Origin of the sequence: Clostridium thailandense, assembly GCF_019207025.1 — a bacterium.
Lineage (GTDB): Bacteria > Bacillota > Clostridia > Clostridiales > Clostridiaceae > Clostridium_AM > Clostridium_AM thailandense.
On the sequence record NZ_JAEEGC010000038.1, the window covers coordinates 23,702 to 42,793 of the forward strand.

Below are 19,092 nucleotides of genomic sequence, written 5' to 3' on the forward strand. Positions count from 1 at the left end.
CTTATTTTATTTCGTTATTTGCTTGAGCTAAAACCCAACTTATTATCTCTGCAACTCCTTGATCACCCCTAAATTTCCTATTATTAAATTGTAATGAGCTGCAGGAAAAAAACTTGTATTTTGAAAAATTATATTGAAACTTTCTTATTATTTTTTCTTCCTCAATCTCCTTTAAAAAATCTAAAGCAGCTCCTTTATAATTTATTAAATCTATTTTATTTAAAACAATTGCTATTGGAATATCAATAAACTCATTAGGCTCAACTTCTTTAATCTCTCTTAACGCTAGTATAAAACGATCAACTAAATCTTCTATGGCAACAGTTTGGGTAATCTCATTTTTATCTGTGATATACTTCACTGAACTCTTTATGCAAAGTGGATCTATAATAAAAATCAATCCATTAGTATATTTATAATAACTTTGTCTCCTAACTTCAGCTCTAATATCGAAATATTCCCCTGCAATGTCATATATATACAATAGCTTGTCGCTGCGAAACTTACCTGATTTTATAAAAATATTATATGGTACTGTATCCGCTTTGATTGTTTTCCTTGGTGGTATTCCTTTACTAGCTAATTCTAAAAGTTCTCTAATTCTTTCTTCATCTTCTCCATTTAAGAAACTAATATTCCAGTTATTCTTTTTTGAAACATCATTTATTAAACAATCTAAAGCTGAGTAAACGAATGAAGTTTTTCCTGAGGATACCCCTCCTATAATTGGTATACATATTGGTGATGCCTCTCTAACTTCAAGTCCTCTAGAACACACTGGACATATTGACTTGAGACTATACCTTCCTGTTAAATTAGTTGTAGGAATAACTTTTCCACATTTACACACTCTTCTCATAATACCATAGGGACCTGGCTTCAATTGCCTATGTAAGCTTCCGCATTCAGGGCATATATAATACGGTATATCAAACTTAGCATGACAATGATAACAAATGCCAGTTATTTTTCCTCTGATAAGCTTTAAATTTTCTATAGCTGCTATCCCAAAATAAAATATATATCCTGGGATACTTATAAAGGTCACTATTAAAAAATGTATAAAATAGCAAAATATATTCATTAAATTGCCAACTATATGTATAGTAGCCTGTTCAGCTTTTACTCTACCATATGTGAAAGCTCCTTTTTCTTTTAATTTCTGTCTTAATACAAGTATGTTTCCAGTATTAACAGAACAAGCACTTTTATAAGTATTATTTAAATCCTCATATTGTTTATAAAAAAAGTAATTTTCCTTTGCTGGTTCACAAAATTCTCTCTTACTTTTTAATGAATATCCTTTATGAAGGCTATAGCTTAAACCTTTAAAATAGCCTGTGAAAGATTTTAAAAAACCCTCACTTATTCCTATAACAGCACCTAATATTCCCTCGAATAATGCTGAAACAGACGCTATAATTCTCCCCAAAAAAACACCTCCATTTTTTGTTAACTATCCATTAATTATTTTTTAAAAATATTAAAAGGAGTTCTCTTTTGTTTTTTTTGTTTTACATCATCTCTAATCTTTATCCATTTATATACAATCTCTGTTTTATTAATATAGGAACTTACTTTTTTTTCAATATAATTACTATACGTTTCTAGTTTCTTTTCTGAGATTTCTTTTAATATATTAGAAATTTTATCATTTAAGTATGTTTCTAATTTTCCACTCATATCTAAATCATTTTTAAACAAAAATATTAAAAAATCCATAAATATTTCGTGGCCTTCTATGCCTCTTAATTTTAATATTTCTTTATATTTCTTAGTAAAAATGATATCATCTAAAATATTTAGGTATTCTTTATAATAAATTTCTACATATTCTGAACAAAATAGAAATCTTCTCATCTTATCATGTTCTAGTGGACTTTTAAGATATGGACATAAATTATTCAGAAACCAGATCAAACATTTTGCATATTTGTCAGCATCCATATTTGAAAAGTCAACTTTCAAGTTTTCCAAATGTACTATTTTATCTGATGGACTACTATCTTCAATTTTACTCATGATATATATCATTTCCACCATACTATAAGGAGTCTTTATATTATATTTTTTCTTTATTTCAATTACTTTTTTAATAGTATAAATTTCTATTCCTATATTCTCTACATTAATCTCATTTTCAAACCCTGTAAAAAGTACTTCAAATACCTTTTTATCTATGTCTTCATTTAAAGATTTTGCACTTATATAACTTATAACTTCTTTATAATCTTCCAATAAAATATCATCTTGGCATAAGTTCAAATATAAATTAAGTGCATCTGAAAATTTTCTTTTTCTATAATCTTTAAAAGAATTAAATATTCTATAACAATAATTCATAAAAAAATTTTTCTTGTTATTCTGATTTTTTAATTCTAAACTATATATGGAAAATAAAAAATTGTTTCCATTAGTTAATTTACTTATTTCCAAACATATTTTCTTTTCCCATTCTTTATCTTTCCTTCCCTCTTCTATAACAAATCCAACTAAAGTTTCTTCAATACTTTCATTTTTGTATAAATAATTGTTAATAGAATAAGCTCTTACAATTATTTCTGGAAGATACTCATATTCATACTTAAGGCTGCAAAAAACATCTACAATATCTTCTGAAAATTGTATAAGTATACTCAGACACTTGTTTAAAAATATGGTTATATTTTTCGCATCTTGTGACCCTATGTTAAAAAGACCTATTCCATCAGTACTTGCATATTTACTGTTAAATGTAATTATGTCACTAATCACCGATTTAAAATAGAACTTTGCATGTCTAACTTTACCACCTTCTAAATAAGTTTGAAGCCCTTTTATTCTATCCTTATGTATAGATAACTTTACAAATTGACTAATTGTAACCTCTTTTATAGACCTTATGTTTTTATATAAGGTCAATATTTCTTCTACTTCAACCTCTTCAGCATCCATAATAAGATAATGTATAGAATTAAAGAAAAACTCGTAAGCCTTAATTATGTGTTCTCCACTATTTGTTTCTTTTCCTACCATAAATAAAAATTTTGTTATTATGTCCGCTAATTCAACATCTACTTGTGTACTAATTTTTTCCAAATTATGATTTAGAAGTTCAAAAAGCTGCTTATATGCCTCTACTGATTTATAGTTAACTGCAAAACTCACAGCATTTTTAACATCTTGTATATTGATTTTTTCAATACCTCTATTAACCATGTTATACAAACATACACAGTTATCAATATTCTCATCTAATATATTGTACTGAAATTGTTCAATAAAAGTTAGAAGAGGTAAAAATGTCTCCTTAGAAACTGTATATCCTACTTCCGCTCTTTTCACAAAACTACTGTTATAGTTTGTTTCTACGACCTGCATATCAATAAAATGAAAAATGTTGTATTTATAAAGTTTTTGACTATCCTTAAAGTTGAATCTACTCCCATTATTGTCTGCGGCACACAGCATATAAGGAACATCTTCTGGATTATAACAGTATGTAGTAAAACTAAATTCCTGGGCCAATTTTTTAGGTAAGGACATTTGTACTGAACCAATCCAATACGAAATATTATCTTTGTAGTCACAAATAACTATTTTTTTTCTGTTACTACTGAAGCCTATACAACAATTCATTAATTCGGTAAATCCTTTTCGCCTTTTTCCGCTACCTGCTTCTTTTAAAAAGTTGCCTATTGAGTCGAAACTAATCAAATTACCTAAGGGGATTTCATTTAACTCTGGAAGATATTCTATTTCCTCCGCATTTTCTTCTTCATAAGTTAAACTGCTTCTAAAAATAGCTGATCCATAAAGTTCTATTGGATAAAATGGCCATGCTTTGTCAGATATAAATACATGACAAAAATAATTTCCATACCTACCGGAGTAATCCTTGCCAATATATTTAGCAGAACAAATGCAGTTCTTACCATTCTTTAACCTAAAGGAGGAAAAGGCTATTGGAAATAATTCTTCTATTTCTTTATCTGAAGGTTGCGTTGGCAGATTGTCTGGTGGTATATATACACAATATCCTTCAATTTCTTTTCTCTCCTCATCACTTATGCCTTTGGACATAGAATAAGTCTGAAATCCCATTCCTGAAGATAGTCCTTTCTTACATGAGGTATAAAAAAGCTGCTTAACTGCCATTGTCAAATCACTTCCTTTTTTCCGCCTTTATCAATTTATACTTATATAACAACCATAAAAACGGATCTTCTACTCTATGTGGTCTTAGCTTTGTAATTTTACTACTTTCTGGATTACAGCCAAGCGCTGTTACACCAAAGTATCCATAATCTTTAAAATTTGCATTTAACTGATTAGCAAAATTTTCTCCACCCCAACTTCTAACTAATGACTCCATAGTTCCATTCATATCTTCAAAATCTGAAATATCAAAGCAACCTTTGTTTACATGTTTGCTTGAATAATTTATACAGCTTGATGGATCTATTAGAGAGTCTACTGCATCCATTTTTGAAAAAGCAACAGCTACTGGTATATCAATAAGCTTATCTATTTTTATATTATTAGCTTTTCTAATAAGATTTGCTGTTCTTGAAAGCAAATCTTCTATTGCCGTATTTTGTTCTGGCAGGGAAGTTTCTGGTGGAAGCACATCTCTTACATGCTCCAACTGAAGTGGATCAAGAATAAATATGATCCCCGAAGAATTATATATGTATCTATTTACCGTTTTCATTGTGTCCTCAGAATCCAAATCTTCGCCTGCTGTATCAAAAAAGGCAATAGTAACTACATTGCTTATTTTGTTACTTTTAAAGAAGCCTCCAAACATTCCCTGTTCTTTAAACGCAAGATTATAAATAAGTGGTTGTTTTACAGAGGAATCTGTTTTAGCTGATCGGGTTACCCTTATAAGTTCGCTTCTTTTAAAAACAGGATTATAAAAATCGTTTCTATATCTGCTTATCGTTGCATCATTTGCCGCTGAAAGACTGCAATTAAACGCAGATCCTATTTCATTCATTATTTTATCAATTAGTACAGCTATGTAATGGCTTTTTCCAGCTTCCTTAGCTCCTATAACTGCAAATACCAAATTATCATATTCTCCTATGGCATAAGGCAATTCTGCATGACATGTAGGACATACTTTCACATTTGTTTTTTCACCACACTCAGTACAAAAAACAAATTCAGGCATTTCATTTTTGTTTTCTGAACTTTTGGATTTCATGAGAACCCCGTCTCTTGCATTGTTGCATTTTTCCGGTTCATTTTTACAAGCAAAACTTACATCTGTTAAATCATGTTTAGAAAAGCAATATGGACATATATAATAATCTTTTTTTTTAAAATTTAATTTCATTTTACTTATCCTCCCATATGAGTTACTTAAAATACAATTTTTCCTTTGCTGGCGATATTATTCTATATAGCTTGCTGTTGCTATCATCTAAGAAGAATAGCTTAACATACATATTTTTACCGATATTTTCAACCGACAATTCTAAAACTAATGGCTTATCTAAACTTATAGTTTGATAATCTGTTTTGAATATTGTTTCACCATCAGATTTTTGAAGCGGCATATTTCCGCATTTACTAACTAATACAAGCTGAGGTAAATTCACCTCTTTATCTGTTGTTGATAAAACAAGTTCTACTCCCTTTAGCTTGCCAAGAATAGTTTTTCTACGCTTTATTTCATAAAATATTTCTGATGGTCTTTTATTTACTACCAACCTTCTTGTACCTTCTGAAAATATTGTTTTCTGATTATGTTCAGCTACAATATAAATGCAAAAATAGTAGTTTCCTTCAATTACTTTATGGATTATATAGCCTCCATTTTCAGTACTATCTTCTCTATTAATTAAAACCTGTGAAGCAGAAGAATCTGCTGCACCAGTAGGAAACCTATCCATTCTATAGCTTATGAGAACTTTCTCTATCCCCTCTGGCCATCCCCATTCTAAAGAAAGTTGTCCATACTTAGTGTCAGCTTTCACAAAAGTGACTTCTGGTATGTTGTCTTCAGTAAATATAATTTTCTCCCTAATCTCATGATAAAGTCTACTCTCTATTATAGACTCACTTTTAAAATTCATGTCAAGTTCATTATTTTTAGCTGTATCTTCTTCTCTATCATCTTCATTCATTTTGTTATATTCATTAATTATCTCTGATATACTAGGTTCATCTGAATTATCCTTTTCTTCTTGTGTATCGATTATCTCCGAATTTTCTTCATTATTTATATATAAACAATTCCCAGTAATCTCCTTAATCCTACTTCTTATATCATTTTCCGATAGCAAGTGAAATTTATTTGTAAAATTATCTATTTCCTCATTAGAAATATTATCTTTCACAGAAAGTATTATTTCTATTTCATCTGATAATTCTTCAAGTTCTTGTTGCTTCTCATCAATCATTTATTACACCCTCCGTCCGCATCGGATTGTATTATTAAGACCTTAAATTCATAATTAAATTTTAAAATATAGTATAAATCAGTATACTATTCCTACTATAAATATTTTATCACACCTAAATAGTTTTTAAAGTAACGTTACAAAAAGTTAAGCAAAATATAAGAATTTAGTCTTAAATAGGCTTGAAATATAGAAAAGGCTATTGCACTTATAGTTATTCACGACCGGCAATTAACTTATGCTTCAGGCTATATTGCCATTCTTCCGGCACAATAAATACTTTTGACAAGTCTAAATCTCAGTATTTAGAAAGTCTAAGGACCATTGATAAACTCGTACCTCGAACAAATCAATAGTCCTAAGACTTTCTAAAATACTTCGCTAAGACTTATAATAAAAGTATTTAAATGTGCCTTCCAGAATGTCAATATATCCCTGCGCATAAGTTAATTGAATGGTGTAAATATCTTGTATAAGTGCAACAGCCCTTGTTGTGAGTAATTATATATATTGAATCTCTTTAGTTTCCTTCCACTTTGTAACATATTCTTCTAATATTTTGTGAAGAACCTCTCCGATTTTAGAATATGCCTCATCGCTTAGATTGGCAAGGGATATTCTTATTGACCATTCTGGGCCATGAAATCCACCGCCACTTAGTAGCACTATTGATGATTCTTCTGCTAAACGGAATAGAATATCTACAGGTTTATGATTATTTTGTAGATACTTAGCAAACTCATCTCCATAGTAATGATTCGCCCATTCCAGCAAGTCAAATTCTGTATAATAAGCTGCATCATAAGGGTCTTTTCTTAAATTTATTCCAAGACTATTGAATAATAACATCTGACGGCGTCGGCAAATATCCTTTGTTAATTTTTTATAATTGTTTTCTCTATCAAGCAAAGCAAAAGCTGAAAAAAATGCCATTTGAACCTGCTGTGGAGTTGATAATCCTGCAGTGTGGTTAAGCGCTACTTGTCGACTATCCGCTACAATTCTATTGATAAAAGGCATCTCCTCTGGATTAGTAGAAAGAGCTTCATAACGCTTATTGAGTTCCTTCTTTTTTTCTTCAGGTAACTCTTTTAATAATTTATCAAATATATTATGCTCATAAAGTGAAATAACCCCTAATCTCCAACCAGTTACCCCAAAATACTTTGAAAAAGAATAAACACCAACTGAGTTAAAGGGCAAATCCGCTACTACAGATCGGAAATTATCAACAAAAGTTCCATATACATCATCTGAAATGATCATAATATTAGGGTTATATTTTTCAACTATTTCTTTAAGTATTTCTACCGATTCAGGTTTCATTGCTACAGAAGGCGGATTACTTGGATTTACTATAAATAAAGCCTTTATACTTGTATCCTTAAGCTTATCCAGCTGTGATTTAGGATACTGCCAGGTATGTGTCATATCCTCAGTCATTTCTTCTGCAATAATCTCAATAACTTCAAAATCATATCGTGGCAAATGGGGAATTTCTAAATAAGGAGTAAATATTGGTGTCATAACTGCAATTTTATCACCTCTGCCTAATAATTCATTAGCAATTAATGAGTCAAATATATAACACATTGCTGCAGTAGCTCCTTCAACAGCATATAAATAAAACTTACCAACTGGTGGTTTGTTATAACACATTTCCTGAACAAGGTAATCATGAACAATTTTTTCAATGTGTATTAGCATTCTATCTGGTACTGGATAGTTATCACCAATAATTCCATCTGCTAGTTCATGTACCCATTCATCTGGCTCAAAGCTTTTTTCCTTTATTCCATAATTAATTATATTGCTAGCCAATTCTATACCTGGTTCTCCACTATGCCTATTAATATAATTTTCAAAACGTTCTGCAATGCCTTCTTTTCTAGGCATTCCAGCTAAATCACGATTGTTCCATACCCTTCGCGTCTCCTCAACTGCAAATTGACCGAAGGCAAAAAAGGCTTCTCGTGGTGTTGCGGCAGTCCAGTTAGGATTGCCTCTACCCGCGTCTAACAAAGCATGCACACTTTTTTCCCTTTGTCCATTAGCCAAATTAATTAATCTATCTTTTAATTCAAAGGGACTAATTTTACCATAAATAGCTTCCAATTCTTCACGTTGAACATTATGAGTATCCATAACTATTACTCCTTTACATAACTATATAAATTCAGAATTTATTTTCTCCATTTTTTTTGAAATGTATTCTTATGATTAAAGTTGTCAATAGTGATATAATAGATTGGTAAAATAGGTTATAAAAGTTTACATACTGCTAATTTGATAACATGGTAAATAATTCTACAGGAGTGAATATATTTGTTTGACATTGATGAAGATCTAATATCAAGTTATGGATACGGTGAAAGTTATGAGAAAGGTATTAGTTACTATTTAAGTAATAAAGTACATCAGATTGATGTAGCCATAGAAAACAAAACCAATTTCAAAAAAATTACAATTTCTGCAAAAGTTAATTCTGAATCTAACTTTTCTAAAGAATATGATGTAAAAGTGTACTTTACAAGCTATTCAACATCTATACATGGTGTTTGTAATTGTAAATCCTACCCAAGAAGTTATACTCAAGGAAACATGTGTGAGCATATAATAGCAGTACTCTTTAAATATTGCAGAGAAAAAAGAGAAATATTAAAAGCAATAAATACTAAGCTAAATAACTCTTTATTTAATCAAATTAAAGATAGTTTCTCAACTGTTAAATTTAAAACTGAAAGTAAGTTATTAAATGTAGACTTAAAGCTAGAATCTGAAGGTTTAAATAGTTCTTTACTTTCTCTTGAACTTAAAGTTGGTTTTGGAAGATTATATGTGGTAAAAGACGTTAAAGAATTTATTAAATCAATACTAAATAATGAATGTATGGAGTTTGGAAAAAATTTTACTTTTAATCCCAGCCTCCATAAATTTAGAGAAGAGGATAATGAGATATTAAATATTTTATTTGACATATATGATATAGATAAGACTTCTCAATCTTTAGCTGGTATTAAGGAAAATAACTCTAAATTTATAGTAGGTAAAAAAGTATATCTATCAGAAAATTATATAAAAAAATTATTTTATTTACTGGAAAATAAAAAATTCGAACTAATTATGAACGGTGATAAATTCACTGATGTGTTAGTTATAAAAGAAGATTTTCCTTTGGAATTTAAAATTGAGACTAAACATAGTGAAATAACACTATATCAGTCCTCTCCATTAGCTATTCCTATAACAAATGATAGTAATTTCTTTTTTTATAATAGCAATATATATATGCCGTCTTATAATCAACTAAAAACATATAAACCTTTTTATGATATTTTTATTAAAAAAGGTGAAAATAAAATTAACTTTCATGAAGAAGAGATATCAAATGTTGCGTCTTTTATTATACCATCATTAAATAAAATTAGTAAAAAATTAACAATAGATAAAAATATTGAGGAAAAACTTTATCAAGAACCTTTAAAATCAATTATATATTTTGATAAAGACCATGAATTAATAACAGCTACAGTTCTATTTAAATATGGTGAAATAGAGTTTAATGCTTTAAAATACAAGGAGAATAAACCTATTTCTAAGCCATTAGTTAGGGATATATCTAACGAATATGAAATAATTGCTACTCTTGCGAACTTTGGATTTAAAGAAAATAGCTACAACTTTGTAATACAAGATGAAGAAAAGCTTTTGGATTTTATGATTAACGGTAAAGATATACTTGAAAAACTGTCTGATATCTATTATTCTGAAGAGTTTAAATCTATAAAAATTTATACTCCTAAAAACTATAGATCCGCAGTAAGGCTTAATAATGAGGATCTATTAGAATTTAGTTTCGATATTGAAGGTATTGATAAAAGAGAATTAAAAAACATATTTGATTCTATAAAACAGAAGAAAAAATATTATAGATTGAAAAATGGCGGCTTTGTTCCACTTACTTCTGATAAACTTCTACATATAGCAGATATGATAGATTATTTAAATCTATGCAACTCAGATTTACGAAAAGACAAAATACTTTTATCAAAATACAATGCAATTTACATAGATACGAATTTAAGAGAAAATAATATTGATTTTGTAGAAAGAAAAAAATCCTTTAAAGACTTAGTAAATAATATTAAAGATATTACTGAGCTAGATTATGCTCTTCCAGATAACTTAAACAATGTTATGAGAGGTTATCAAAAATTTGGATTGAAATGGTTAAAAACGCTCTCACGTTGTGGGTTCGGCGGAATCTTATCAGATGAAATGGGACTTGGAAAAACGCTTCAAACCATAGCTTTTATAAAATCAGAAATAGTTGAAAATTCTACTAATATTCCTACTCTAGTAGTTTGTCCAACATCTTTGGTATATAATTGGGCAGATGAAATAAAAAAGTTTCAATCTGATTTAAAATGTTTGGTTATTTCAGGAAATAGAAATGAACGAGAGGCTCAAAGGACTGCGATAAATGAAGCAGATATAGTTATAACTTCCTATGCTTTAATTAAAAGAGATATAGAGGAATATAAAGATATTAAATTTAGATACTGTTTTTTAGATGAAGCTCAAAATATTAAAAATCCAGATTCATTAAATACTAGGAGCGTAAAAAGTATAAAGGCAAATGGATATTTTGCACTAACAGGCACACCTATTGAAAATTCCCTAACAGAACTTTGGTCTATTTTTGATTTTATTATGCCTGGATATCTCTTAAGTCATAGAAAATTTACTCAAAAATATGAAATACCTATTATTAAAAAAAATAGTAGTAAAGCCTTAGAAGATTTAAGTAATCATATAAGGCCCTTTATTTTAAGAAGATTAAAAAAAGATGTAATTAAAGAGCTTCCTCCAAAAATTGAACATAATGTAACTATAGATATGACTGATGAACAGAAAAAAGTGTATGCTGCTTTTCTTGCAAAGGCTAAAGAGGAATTAGATACCGAAATACAGTACAAAGGTTTTAACAAAAGTAAAATCAAGATATTATCTATACTTACAAGACTTCGCCAAATATGTTGTGATCCTTCTACTTTTATTGAAGATTATAAAGGTGAAAATGGAAAACTTGAGATATTGCTAAATATTGTAGAAAATAATATTAATGCAGGACATAAAATACTCATATTTTCTCAATTTACTTCAGTATTAAAAAATATAGCTAAAAAGTTCATAGAAGAGAATATAAATTACATGTATTTAGATGGGACTATAAAATCAGCCGATAGAACTATTCTAGTTAAAGAATTTAATAAAGGTGATACCCCTATATTTTTAATATCTCTTAAAGCTGGTGGCACAGGACTTAATTTAACATCAGCAGATATAGTAATACACTATGATCCATGGTGGAATCCTGCTGTAGAGAATCAGGCTTCTGATAGAGCTCATAGAATCGGTCAAAAAAATACGGTAGAAGTTATAAAGCTTATAGCAAAAGGAACTATAGAAGAAAAAATCTATAGTATTCAAGAAAAGAAAAAGAAAATGGTTCACAATGTAATCAATGAAAGTTCTAATCAAGATATGCTTATTTCTGGGATGAGTGAAGATGAACTTTTAGAACTTTTTAAATAAAGTATCTAAGGATGAATACAAGCTAAATATCCACGTATTTAGCTTGTACTTAAAATCTCTAATTCTTTACAGCTCCAAAGTATTTTACCTTAGCAAAAAAGCAATTTTCAACATCTCTTATAAACTCTACCTTATAAATCGATAGGTCTTTAATTTCAAACTCTTCATTATTTCTTAATATAATTATATTGCTCTCATCATTATTGATGATTGCCTTTATAACTCCTTTTGTTGTAGTTTTAAAATAGTTTATCGTATCCTTAAAATTTAGTACTAGTTTATCTTGAACTATTTTATAACCATTACTTGATATGATATTATTGTCCATTTTTTGACTTCTCCTTTATAGTATAATTTTTAGGATTAAATTTCACCTATTACTCCATTTGTTTCTAAAAATAGAATTCATCTAATAGTTTAATAATACTAGTTAATTGTTATATTTATGTATTGCAAGCTTTAATATATAGTAAATTTTTATTTCTAATTATACTAAAAGTTCAATACGCATTTGTAAACTTTTACACCATTATATATATTATATTACAAAATTTAATAAATTCAACATTTTGTAAATTAATTTAAATAAAAAAAACAAATAAAAAGAAATTTAGTAACAAAACATTGTTATCTTTCTTTTCATTTGTTTTAGTAAATTTATTGTAGATTGGCGTAAATAACATCTCCAATATATTTATAGCCTTTATCACTAGGATGTCCGGTATTGGTTCCGCTGCCTCCAGAATAATCATTTCTTGCCATTCCAAATAGTCCTTGTTGTTGTGCTAAAGTATAATCTTTAAAAAAAGCTTCATAAATATCTATAATTCCAGTATTATAAGCACTTGATATTTCATACATTGCTGACACATAATCTGGCCAAATTTTTGTCCATGATTCAGCAGGCTTTTGATTTGGCACAATGCATACATCACTACCCCTTCCCTTCCAGTAAGTTACTAATTCTACCATATTTGTTTTATAAGTTTCTACTGGAATATGATTTGATGCTTCATTAAGGCCAAAGGACAAAATTACCAAATCGGGATTAGGAATAGTATTCCAACTGCTTTTTTGCAAAGGTGAATTAAAGTAACCAGCTCCTTTGCTAGAAATTGATATCTTATCTACTTGAACTCCAGTTTTATTTGATGAAGAAATTGCACCTTCTATATAAACATTTGATTTTGTATTAGGAGTTATTATCAATGTATGTTCAGTCTTACTTAAGCCTGAGTAGGAAGTTTTATGCGAAAAACTTGATTCTTCGCCAAAGCAGTTTATAGTATCTACTTCCTTACCATCTATTGCTACTGTAGCTGTACCTCCATCTTTTGTCCTTGAATATAACAAATCTAAATCTGTTCCAGTAAAAACTAAAGTTGCAGAGGAAATGTTTCCAGAGGAAGATCCATAACAACCACCAAAACCACCGACATTAGTATTAATAACATTAGGAGCACCATAAACCTTCCAACCACTTCCCACTGCCCATCTAGGCTTAGTGCCAGGAGGCAGTGCACCTTCGTATATACTAATAAAACCTTCTCCAGCATCACCATATTGATTCTGCAAAGATGTTTTCATTACACCAACCCAGGACTTGTTTACCTCATCGCTGGAATATTCTCCCCTTGTGTTAGACTCACCTATGCAATATATTTTTACTTTCTGAGTACCTGAATTCTTTAGTGCTTCTTTATATTTTGATAACCCCTCATCTATGTTATGTCCATATTTCTTATAAGGTGATTGCTCTTGGGTTGTTTTTACTGGTGCCTTGGTGTTTTTTAACAAATTGCTTTTCTTTGACAACCCTATAAAAAGCATCACACAAAATACAGCTACAGCAAAGATAATCTTTAATAGTCTTTCTCTCATGTTCATACTCCTTTATAGATTTTTAATATTTTAATATCTATACCTAGTATATTTTAATATGTGTAAATATAGTTTATTACATACGTATCGTTGCAAACCCTCCTTAATTTATAGCTTGAATTTTACAAACAAAATAAACACCCAGTCTAACCTAAGTGTTTATTTATAACATATATTTATATGTACTATATTAGGGACTATTTTCCTCTAAGGTTCTGCTTCCTTAGGACGCTTAATGTTATATAATGCATTTTTAACTTTATATGGCTTGTACTATTTGTTTTATTCATTATATTACTACCGCTGCTTACTATATTTATATTATATTCTATATTTTCTAAATTTTCAATCTTTTAATTGTGAATTTTTATTTAATAAAATGTGTCTAGTTTTTTCTACACCACAAAAATAAAAATAACGAATTAATTTCTTTAACATTACTTACAATATTTCAGCATTTTCTATTCCATACTTTCACCTGTTTTTAATTTGTTACATGTATGGAATAGATGTCTCTAATTATGCCTAGCTAACTTTATCCTCATTAATTATCAAGCAACTTCTCTCTAAAATACAAGCATCAAATTTTCTCTCTGTTCCATTAGCAAAATTAATATCTATATAGTTTCTATCTACTGCTGTTACTTTTCCTTTACCAAAAGCTTTATGTACTACTTCGTCTCCTATTTTATATGGGTTAACATAGTCTCTATTGTCTACTTCTTCCTTAATTCCTAGGCCACATTCCCCTATGAATCTAGATAATTCTTTTCCTTTACCTTTTAATACCCTAGTTGAAAACATGTTTAAATTTTTAATAGCCCTAGTTACAGCTACATAAAACAGCCTTCTCTCCTCTTCTATATTCTGAGGAATGCTGTTTATATGAGGTACTACTCCTTCGTCACAGTTAACAATAAATACATTGTCAAATTCCATTCCTTTTACTCCATGAATAGTGCTCAGTATTACACTATTCTCATCTGGAGCCCTTTTACTCATAACTTCTTTGGTTTCATCTATGTGAACGAAAAAAGAAGTTATACTATTAAAGTCTTCTGCTGCATCCTTGAATTCCTCTACTACATCCATTAATTCAGAAATATCTATTTTTATCTTTTGACTATACTCATATATATAATTATAATAACCTAAATCTGTAATTATAAAATTTATTGCATCCTTTAAAAACATCTTATTTAATCTGACTACATCCTTTTCTAATTTATCAATATTTTTCATTTGAAATATAGGCATATCTTCTAGATTTTTTAAGACTTCAAAGCAATTTTCTTTTACAATATTTCTTCGTACCTTTTCAATATTAACTTTACTAATATATCTAAAAGGTTTATTTATTATCCTTATAAAACTTTCCTTGTTACTGGTATCAATACTTAACTTTAAATACGCTATCATATCTTTACATATAAAATGCTCAAAAAAATTATACTCCTTGTCAACAAGTTTAAAGGGAATATCTTTTTTTAGAAAAGCATCTACAATGCTTCTACTTTCTAAATTAGTTCTAAACAAGACTGCTGAATTGTTATATTTCTGCTTATTTTCTCTAACAAGTTCTTGTATCAACTCCGCAATCCTTGTTGATTGATTTTTTTCGTTCTCTAAGTTAAAAAAATTAATTTTTCCCTTTTCCTTTTTATTAGCCTCTATTTCTTTAAAGTTTCTTGTTTTATTATTTTTTATAAGTTTTTTTGATAATTGAACAATATCTTCACTACTTCTATAATTCATTCTTAAGAATACTTTTTTTCCATTATTAAAGTATTTATCAAAATCCACCATACAATCCGGCCTTGACCCTCTAAACCCGTATATACATTGATCTTCATCACCTACAGCAAAAATGGAATTGTTATCTCCTAGATCTTGAAGCAGTTCTATTTGCAGTTTATCACAATCCTGAAATTCATCTATTAATATGTATTTAAAAAGTCTTTTATAAGAATTTAAAAGCTCTGGTCTATTTAAAAATAACTTTTTAGCATTAATTTGAAGATCATCAAAATCCATAAGATTATTTTCAGATTTAAAATTTTCATATGCCTTCAAACATTCTATAAAAATACTTTTATCTATTTTGGGTTTATAGTATTCTATAAATTCACCACTGTTTTTAAATAAAGATATATCATTTAAAACTTCTTTTACTTTTTCTTCTCCTACAGAATCCAAATAAGAAACTAAAATTCCATTAACTAATCTAAATCCATCGCTACTTTTTATTATATTTATCTTTCCTAAATGCCTACTCAATATTTTATAAAAAAGTGCATGAAAAGTTCCAAAAAAAGGAGTTTTTCTATTGTTAGTTAATTTTAAATACCTGCTTTTCATGTTTAATGCTGCTGCCCTTGTAAAAGTTATTATTATCATATTATCTGGATTTACCTTTTTTTCTTCTATAAGATAAATGGCTCTATTTATAATTACTGTTGTTTTTCCCGAACCTGGTGGAGCTACTATGAGAACGTTTTTATTCTCAGTGTAGACCGCTCTTTGCTGATATATATCTAAATCTCTAAACATGTTTTTCTCCTTCTACCAATTTATATGCCTTTTACAGAATGCAAATTTAAAATTTAACATATCCCACAAAACAAGTCAAATTTCAAATATACTATTCCACATAAATTTTTTCATATTTTATTCTCATGAATAAAGTGCTCTAATATCATATTATATAACATATTACTAAGTTTTTTGAACTATTGTAATAACATTAGTAAAGTATTACAATATTGATATATATAATTATTACCACTTATTAATTTTATAAAAACTGATAGAGGAGATTAAATTATGGAATATACCAAGAATTTTGACATAAGAAATGGAAGAAATCTTACGATGTTAGTTGATTTCTATGAGCTTACAATGGGAAATGGGTACTTAGAAAGCGGAGCTGGAAATACAATAGCTTATTTTGATATGTTCTTTAGAAAAATTCCTGATGGTGGCGGATATTGTATTATGGCAGGTGTTCAACAAATAATTGAGTATCTTTCTAATTTGAAATTTACTAACGATGATATAGAATACCTAAGAGAAAAAAATATATTTTCGGAAAAATTTTTAGACTATCTAAAAAATTTCGAATTTTGTTGTGATGTATGGGCAATTCCAGAAGGAAATCCCGTATTTCCAAATGAACCTCTAGTTGTTGTTAGAGGTCCTGCAATTCAGGCCCAATTTATTGAAACAATGATACTTTTAACCATAAACCATCAAACTCTGATAGCTACAAAGGCTAATAGAATATGCCGAGCCGCTAAAGGTAGACCAATTATGGAATTTGGCTCTCGAAGAGCTCAAGGCTATGATGGTGCGATCTATGGCGCAAGAGCTGCTGTTATTGGAGGATGTGATTCTACTGCCTGTACAATTACTGAGCAAATGTTTGGAATACCAGCAGTTGGAACCATGGCCCACAGTTGGATACAATTATTTTCTAGTGAATATGAGTCTTTTAAGGCATGGGCTGATGTATATCCAGATAATTGTGTTCTACTTATAGATACATATAACGTACTAAAATCTGGTCTTCCAAATGCTATAAAAGTCTTTAATGAAGTGTTATTGCCTAAAGGTTATAGGCCTAAAGGAGTAAGAATAGATAGTGGTGATATTACATATTTAACACAAAAGTGCAGAAAGATACTTGATGAGGCTGGATTTAGCGATGTAAATATTGTTGTATCTAACTCTCTGGATGAATTTATTATAAGAGATGTTTTAAGCCAAGGTGCTAAAATTGATTCCTTTGGTGTAGGCGAAAGATTAATAACTGCAAAATCAGAACCTGTTTTCGGAGGAGTTTATAAACTCGTTGCTGTGGAAGATGACAATAGAAATATTATACCTAAAATAAAGATAAGTGAAAATGAAGAAAAGATTACCAATCCAGGATTTAAAAAAATCTTTAGAATATTTGATAAAACTGATAATAAAGCTATAGCAGATTTAATAACTCTTCAGGAAGAAGTTATAGATCAAACTGAGTCTATGGAATTATTTGATCCAGTTTTCACCTGGAAAAAGAAGAGAATTAAAGATTTTTATACAAAGGAACTTTTAGTTAAGATCTTTGATAAGGGAAAATTAGTATATGAAAGTCCTGATGTCATGGAAATTAAAAATATTGTAAAAGAAGAAACTGAAAAATTTTGGCCTGCTGTTTTAAGATTTGAAAATCCCCACAACTACTACATAGATTTATCGAAAGGACTTTGGGATTTAAAGCAGCAATTACTTCATGAATATTCTAGTGAATACGAAGAATAAAAATAATAAGATAAAAAGACAGATTTCTAATCTGTCTTTTTATCTTAAAGATATTGATTATTTTCTTCTAAAAACGAATTTCTAAGAAAAGGATAGTCTTTTTCATAAAAATCAATTAAATCCTTCCTACTCCTTGATATAATTCCAGAATATTGAGAAAATTTTTTAAAGGGACAAATACCACCTGTGCCCTTATACTCATACAAAGCGCATCCTCTAAAACATTCTACACCTTTTTCATAAGTTGATAAAAATGGGCAATCATCCATAATAACCTCTCCCCTTCCCAATCGGATATGAATTAAACTAATTTCATTATACATTAATAAACAGTAAAATTGAATATAAATTACCATTTTTTTATTTTTTTTACATAATTGAGTTATAACAAATTATCAACCTCATAATTTGAATAGAATATACTTAAATGATATAATTCTATAAGTAACACATTACTAATTTAATAAAAATTAAATGTTATAGATATGTAATTATAATCATACTAATTTATTTAAAGGAGCATAATCTAATGGAAAGCGAATGTAAAATCATGAAAATAAGAAATAAAGAATATACTTGCTCAATGGAGTTAACCTTGGACATCATCGGTGGAAAATGGAAAACTCTAATACTATGGCATTTAGGTGTTGGAGGAACAAAAAGATTTAGCGAAGTAAAAAAATCCCTTCCTGGAATTACTCAAAAAATGTTAACTCAACAGCTCAGAGAATTAGAAGCAGATGGAATGATAAACAGAAAGGTTTATCCTCAAGTTCCTCCAAAGGTCGAATACTCTCTAACAAGAGAAGGACAAAGTCTTATGCCTGTTTTAGATACTATGTGCAAATGGGGTAAGGAATATTATAACAAATACGAGAATGAATAAGTAGTATAATTATTTACTACTTATTTTTTA

At 28.8% G+C, this 19,092-nt stretch carries 12 protein-coding genes; 3 read left to right on the forward strand and 9 right to left on the reverse strand.

Annotation, left to right across the window (positions count from 1 at the left end; translation table 11 throughout):
* Position 1: 1 nt before the first annotated feature.
* The 5 genes from I6U48_RS09480 to aspD all read right to left on the reverse strand — a co-directional run bounded on the left by I6U48_RS09480 (position 2) and on the right by aspD (position 8,537).
* Positions 2-1,432: a TRAFAC clade GTPase domain-containing protein gene (locus I6U48_RS09480; RefSeq protein ID WP_246615271.1), complete on the reverse strand. Its 1,431-nt coding sequence runs from the start codon at positions 1,430-1,432 to the stop codon at positions 2-4.
* A 35-nt stretch (positions 1,433-1,467) separates the two neighbouring features.
* Entirely contained in the window at positions 1,468-4,137 is a 2,670-nt protein-coding gene (locus I6U48_RS09485) for a GAP1-N2 domain-containing protein (protein ID WP_218320173.1), read from the reverse strand.
* A 7-nt stretch (positions 4,138-4,144) separates the two neighbouring features.
* Positions 4,145-5,323: a zinc ribbon domain-containing protein gene (locus tag I6U48_RS09490; protein WP_218320174.1), complete on the reverse strand. Its 1,179-nt coding sequence runs from the start codon at positions 5,321-5,323 to the stop codon at positions 4,145-4,147.
* A 22-nt stretch (positions 5,324-5,345) separates the two neighbouring features.
* On the reverse strand, positions 5,346-6,392 hold the full coding sequence (locus I6U48_RS09495; RefSeq protein WP_218320175.1) for a hypothetical protein: 1,047 nt from the start codon (positions 6,390-6,392) through the stop codon (positions 5,346-5,348).
* Between the two features lie 501 nt (positions 6,393-6,893).
* Positions 6,894-8,537 (reverse strand): aspartate 4-decarboxylase, encoded by a 1,644-nt coding sequence (gene aspD, locus I6U48_RS09500; protein ID WP_218320176.1) that lies wholly within the window; start codon positions 8,535-8,537, stop codon positions 6,894-6,896.
* Between the two features lie 180 nt (positions 8,538-8,717).
* Here aspD and I6U48_RS09505 point away from each other — a divergent pair, with 180 nt between their 5' ends.
* Positions 8,718-11,990 carry a DEAD/DEAH box helicase gene (locus I6U48_RS09505; RefSeq protein WP_218320177.1) on the forward strand — a complete coding sequence of 1,091 codons (3,273 nt, stop codon included), beginning with the start codon at positions 8,718-8,720 and terminating at the stop codon, positions 11,988-11,990.
* Between the two features lie 58 nt (positions 11,991-12,048).
* Here I6U48_RS09505 and I6U48_RS09510 read toward each other — a convergent pair whose 3' ends face one another.
* From I6U48_RS09510 to I6U48_RS09520, 3 genes are all read right to left on the reverse strand, one after another.
* A complete protein-coding gene (locus I6U48_RS09510) occupies positions 12,049-12,318 on the reverse strand; it encodes a hypothetical protein (RefSeq protein WP_218320178.1) in 270 nt (89 codons plus the stop codon).
* A 329-nt stretch (positions 12,319-12,647) separates the two neighbouring features.
* Positions 12,648-13,871: an SGNH/GDSL hydrolase family protein gene (locus I6U48_RS09515; protein ID WP_218320179.1), complete on the reverse strand. Its 1,224-nt coding sequence runs from the start codon at positions 13,869-13,871 to the stop codon at positions 12,648-12,650.
* A 525-nt stretch (positions 13,872-14,396) separates the two neighbouring features.
* Entirely contained in the window at positions 14,397-16,421 is a 2,025-nt protein-coding gene (locus tag I6U48_RS09520; protein WP_218320180.1) for an ATP-dependent helicase, read from the reverse strand.
* A gap of 273 nt (positions 16,422-16,694) precedes the next feature.
* On the opposite strand from I6U48_RS09520, the gene I6U48_RS09525 reads away from it, so the two are divergent.
* Positions 16,695-18,176: a nicotinate phosphoribosyltransferase gene (locus tag I6U48_RS09525; RefSeq protein ID WP_218320181.1), complete on the forward strand. Its 1,482-nt coding sequence runs from the start codon at positions 16,695-16,697 to the stop codon at positions 18,174-18,176.
* A gap of 44 nt (positions 18,177-18,220) precedes the next feature.
* Here I6U48_RS09525 and I6U48_RS09530 read toward each other — a convergent pair whose 3' ends face one another.
* Complete coding sequence (locus I6U48_RS09530) at positions 18,221-18,445, reverse strand: hypothetical protein (protein ID WP_218320182.1); 225 nt, start codon at positions 18,443-18,445, stop codon at positions 18,221-18,223.
* Positions 18,446-18,705: 260 nt separating this feature from the next.
* Between I6U48_RS09530 and I6U48_RS09535 the strand changes: the two genes are divergently transcribed.
* Positions 18,706-19,062 carry a winged helix-turn-helix transcriptional regulator gene (locus tag I6U48_RS09535; protein ID WP_246615272.1) on the forward strand — a complete coding sequence of 119 codons (357 nt, stop codon included), beginning with the start codon at positions 18,706-18,708 and terminating at the stop codon, positions 19,060-19,062.
* The last annotated feature ends 30 nt before the right edge of the window (positions 19,063-19,092 follow it).

Bases quoted from the DNA above. Each gene is read 5' to 3' on its own strand.
- I6U48_RS09520 (WP_218320180.1), bottom strand. From the start codon at position 16,421: ATGTTTAGAGATTTAGATATATATCAGCAAAGAGCGGTCTACACTGAG.
- aspD (WP_218320176.1), bottom strand. From the start codon at position 8,537: ATGGATACTCATAATGTTCAACGTGAAGAATTGGAAGCTATTTATGGT.
- I6U48_RS09485 (WP_218320173.1), bottom strand. From the start codon at position 4,137: ATGGCAGTTAAGCAGCTTTTTTATACCTCATGTAAGAAAGGACTATCT.
- I6U48_RS09525 (WP_218320181.1), top strand. From the start codon at position 16,695: ATGGAATATACCAAGAATTTTGACATAAGAAATGGAAGAAATCTTACG.
- I6U48_RS09535 (WP_246615272.1), top strand. From the start codon at position 18,706: ATGGAAAGCGAATGTAAAATCATGAAAATAAGAAATAAAGAATATACT.
- I6U48_RS09530 (WP_218320182.1), bottom strand. From the start codon at position 18,445: ATGGATGATTGCCCATTTTTATCAACTTATGAAAAAGGTGTAGAATGT.
- I6U48_RS09495 (WP_218320175.1), bottom strand. From the start codon at position 6,392: ATGATTGATGAGAAGCAACAAGAACTTGAAGAATTATCAGATGAAATA.
- I6U48_RS09510 (WP_218320178.1), bottom strand. From the start codon at position 12,318: ATGGACAATAATATCATATCAAGTAATGGTTATAAAATAGTTCAAGAT.
- I6U48_RS09490 (WP_218320174.1), bottom strand. From the start codon at position 5,323: ATGAAATTAAATTTTAAAAAAAAAGATTATTATATATGTCCATATTGC.
- I6U48_RS09515 (WP_218320179.1), bottom strand. From the start codon at position 13,871: ATGAGAGAAAGACTATTAAAGATTATCTTTGCTGTAGCTGTATTTTGT.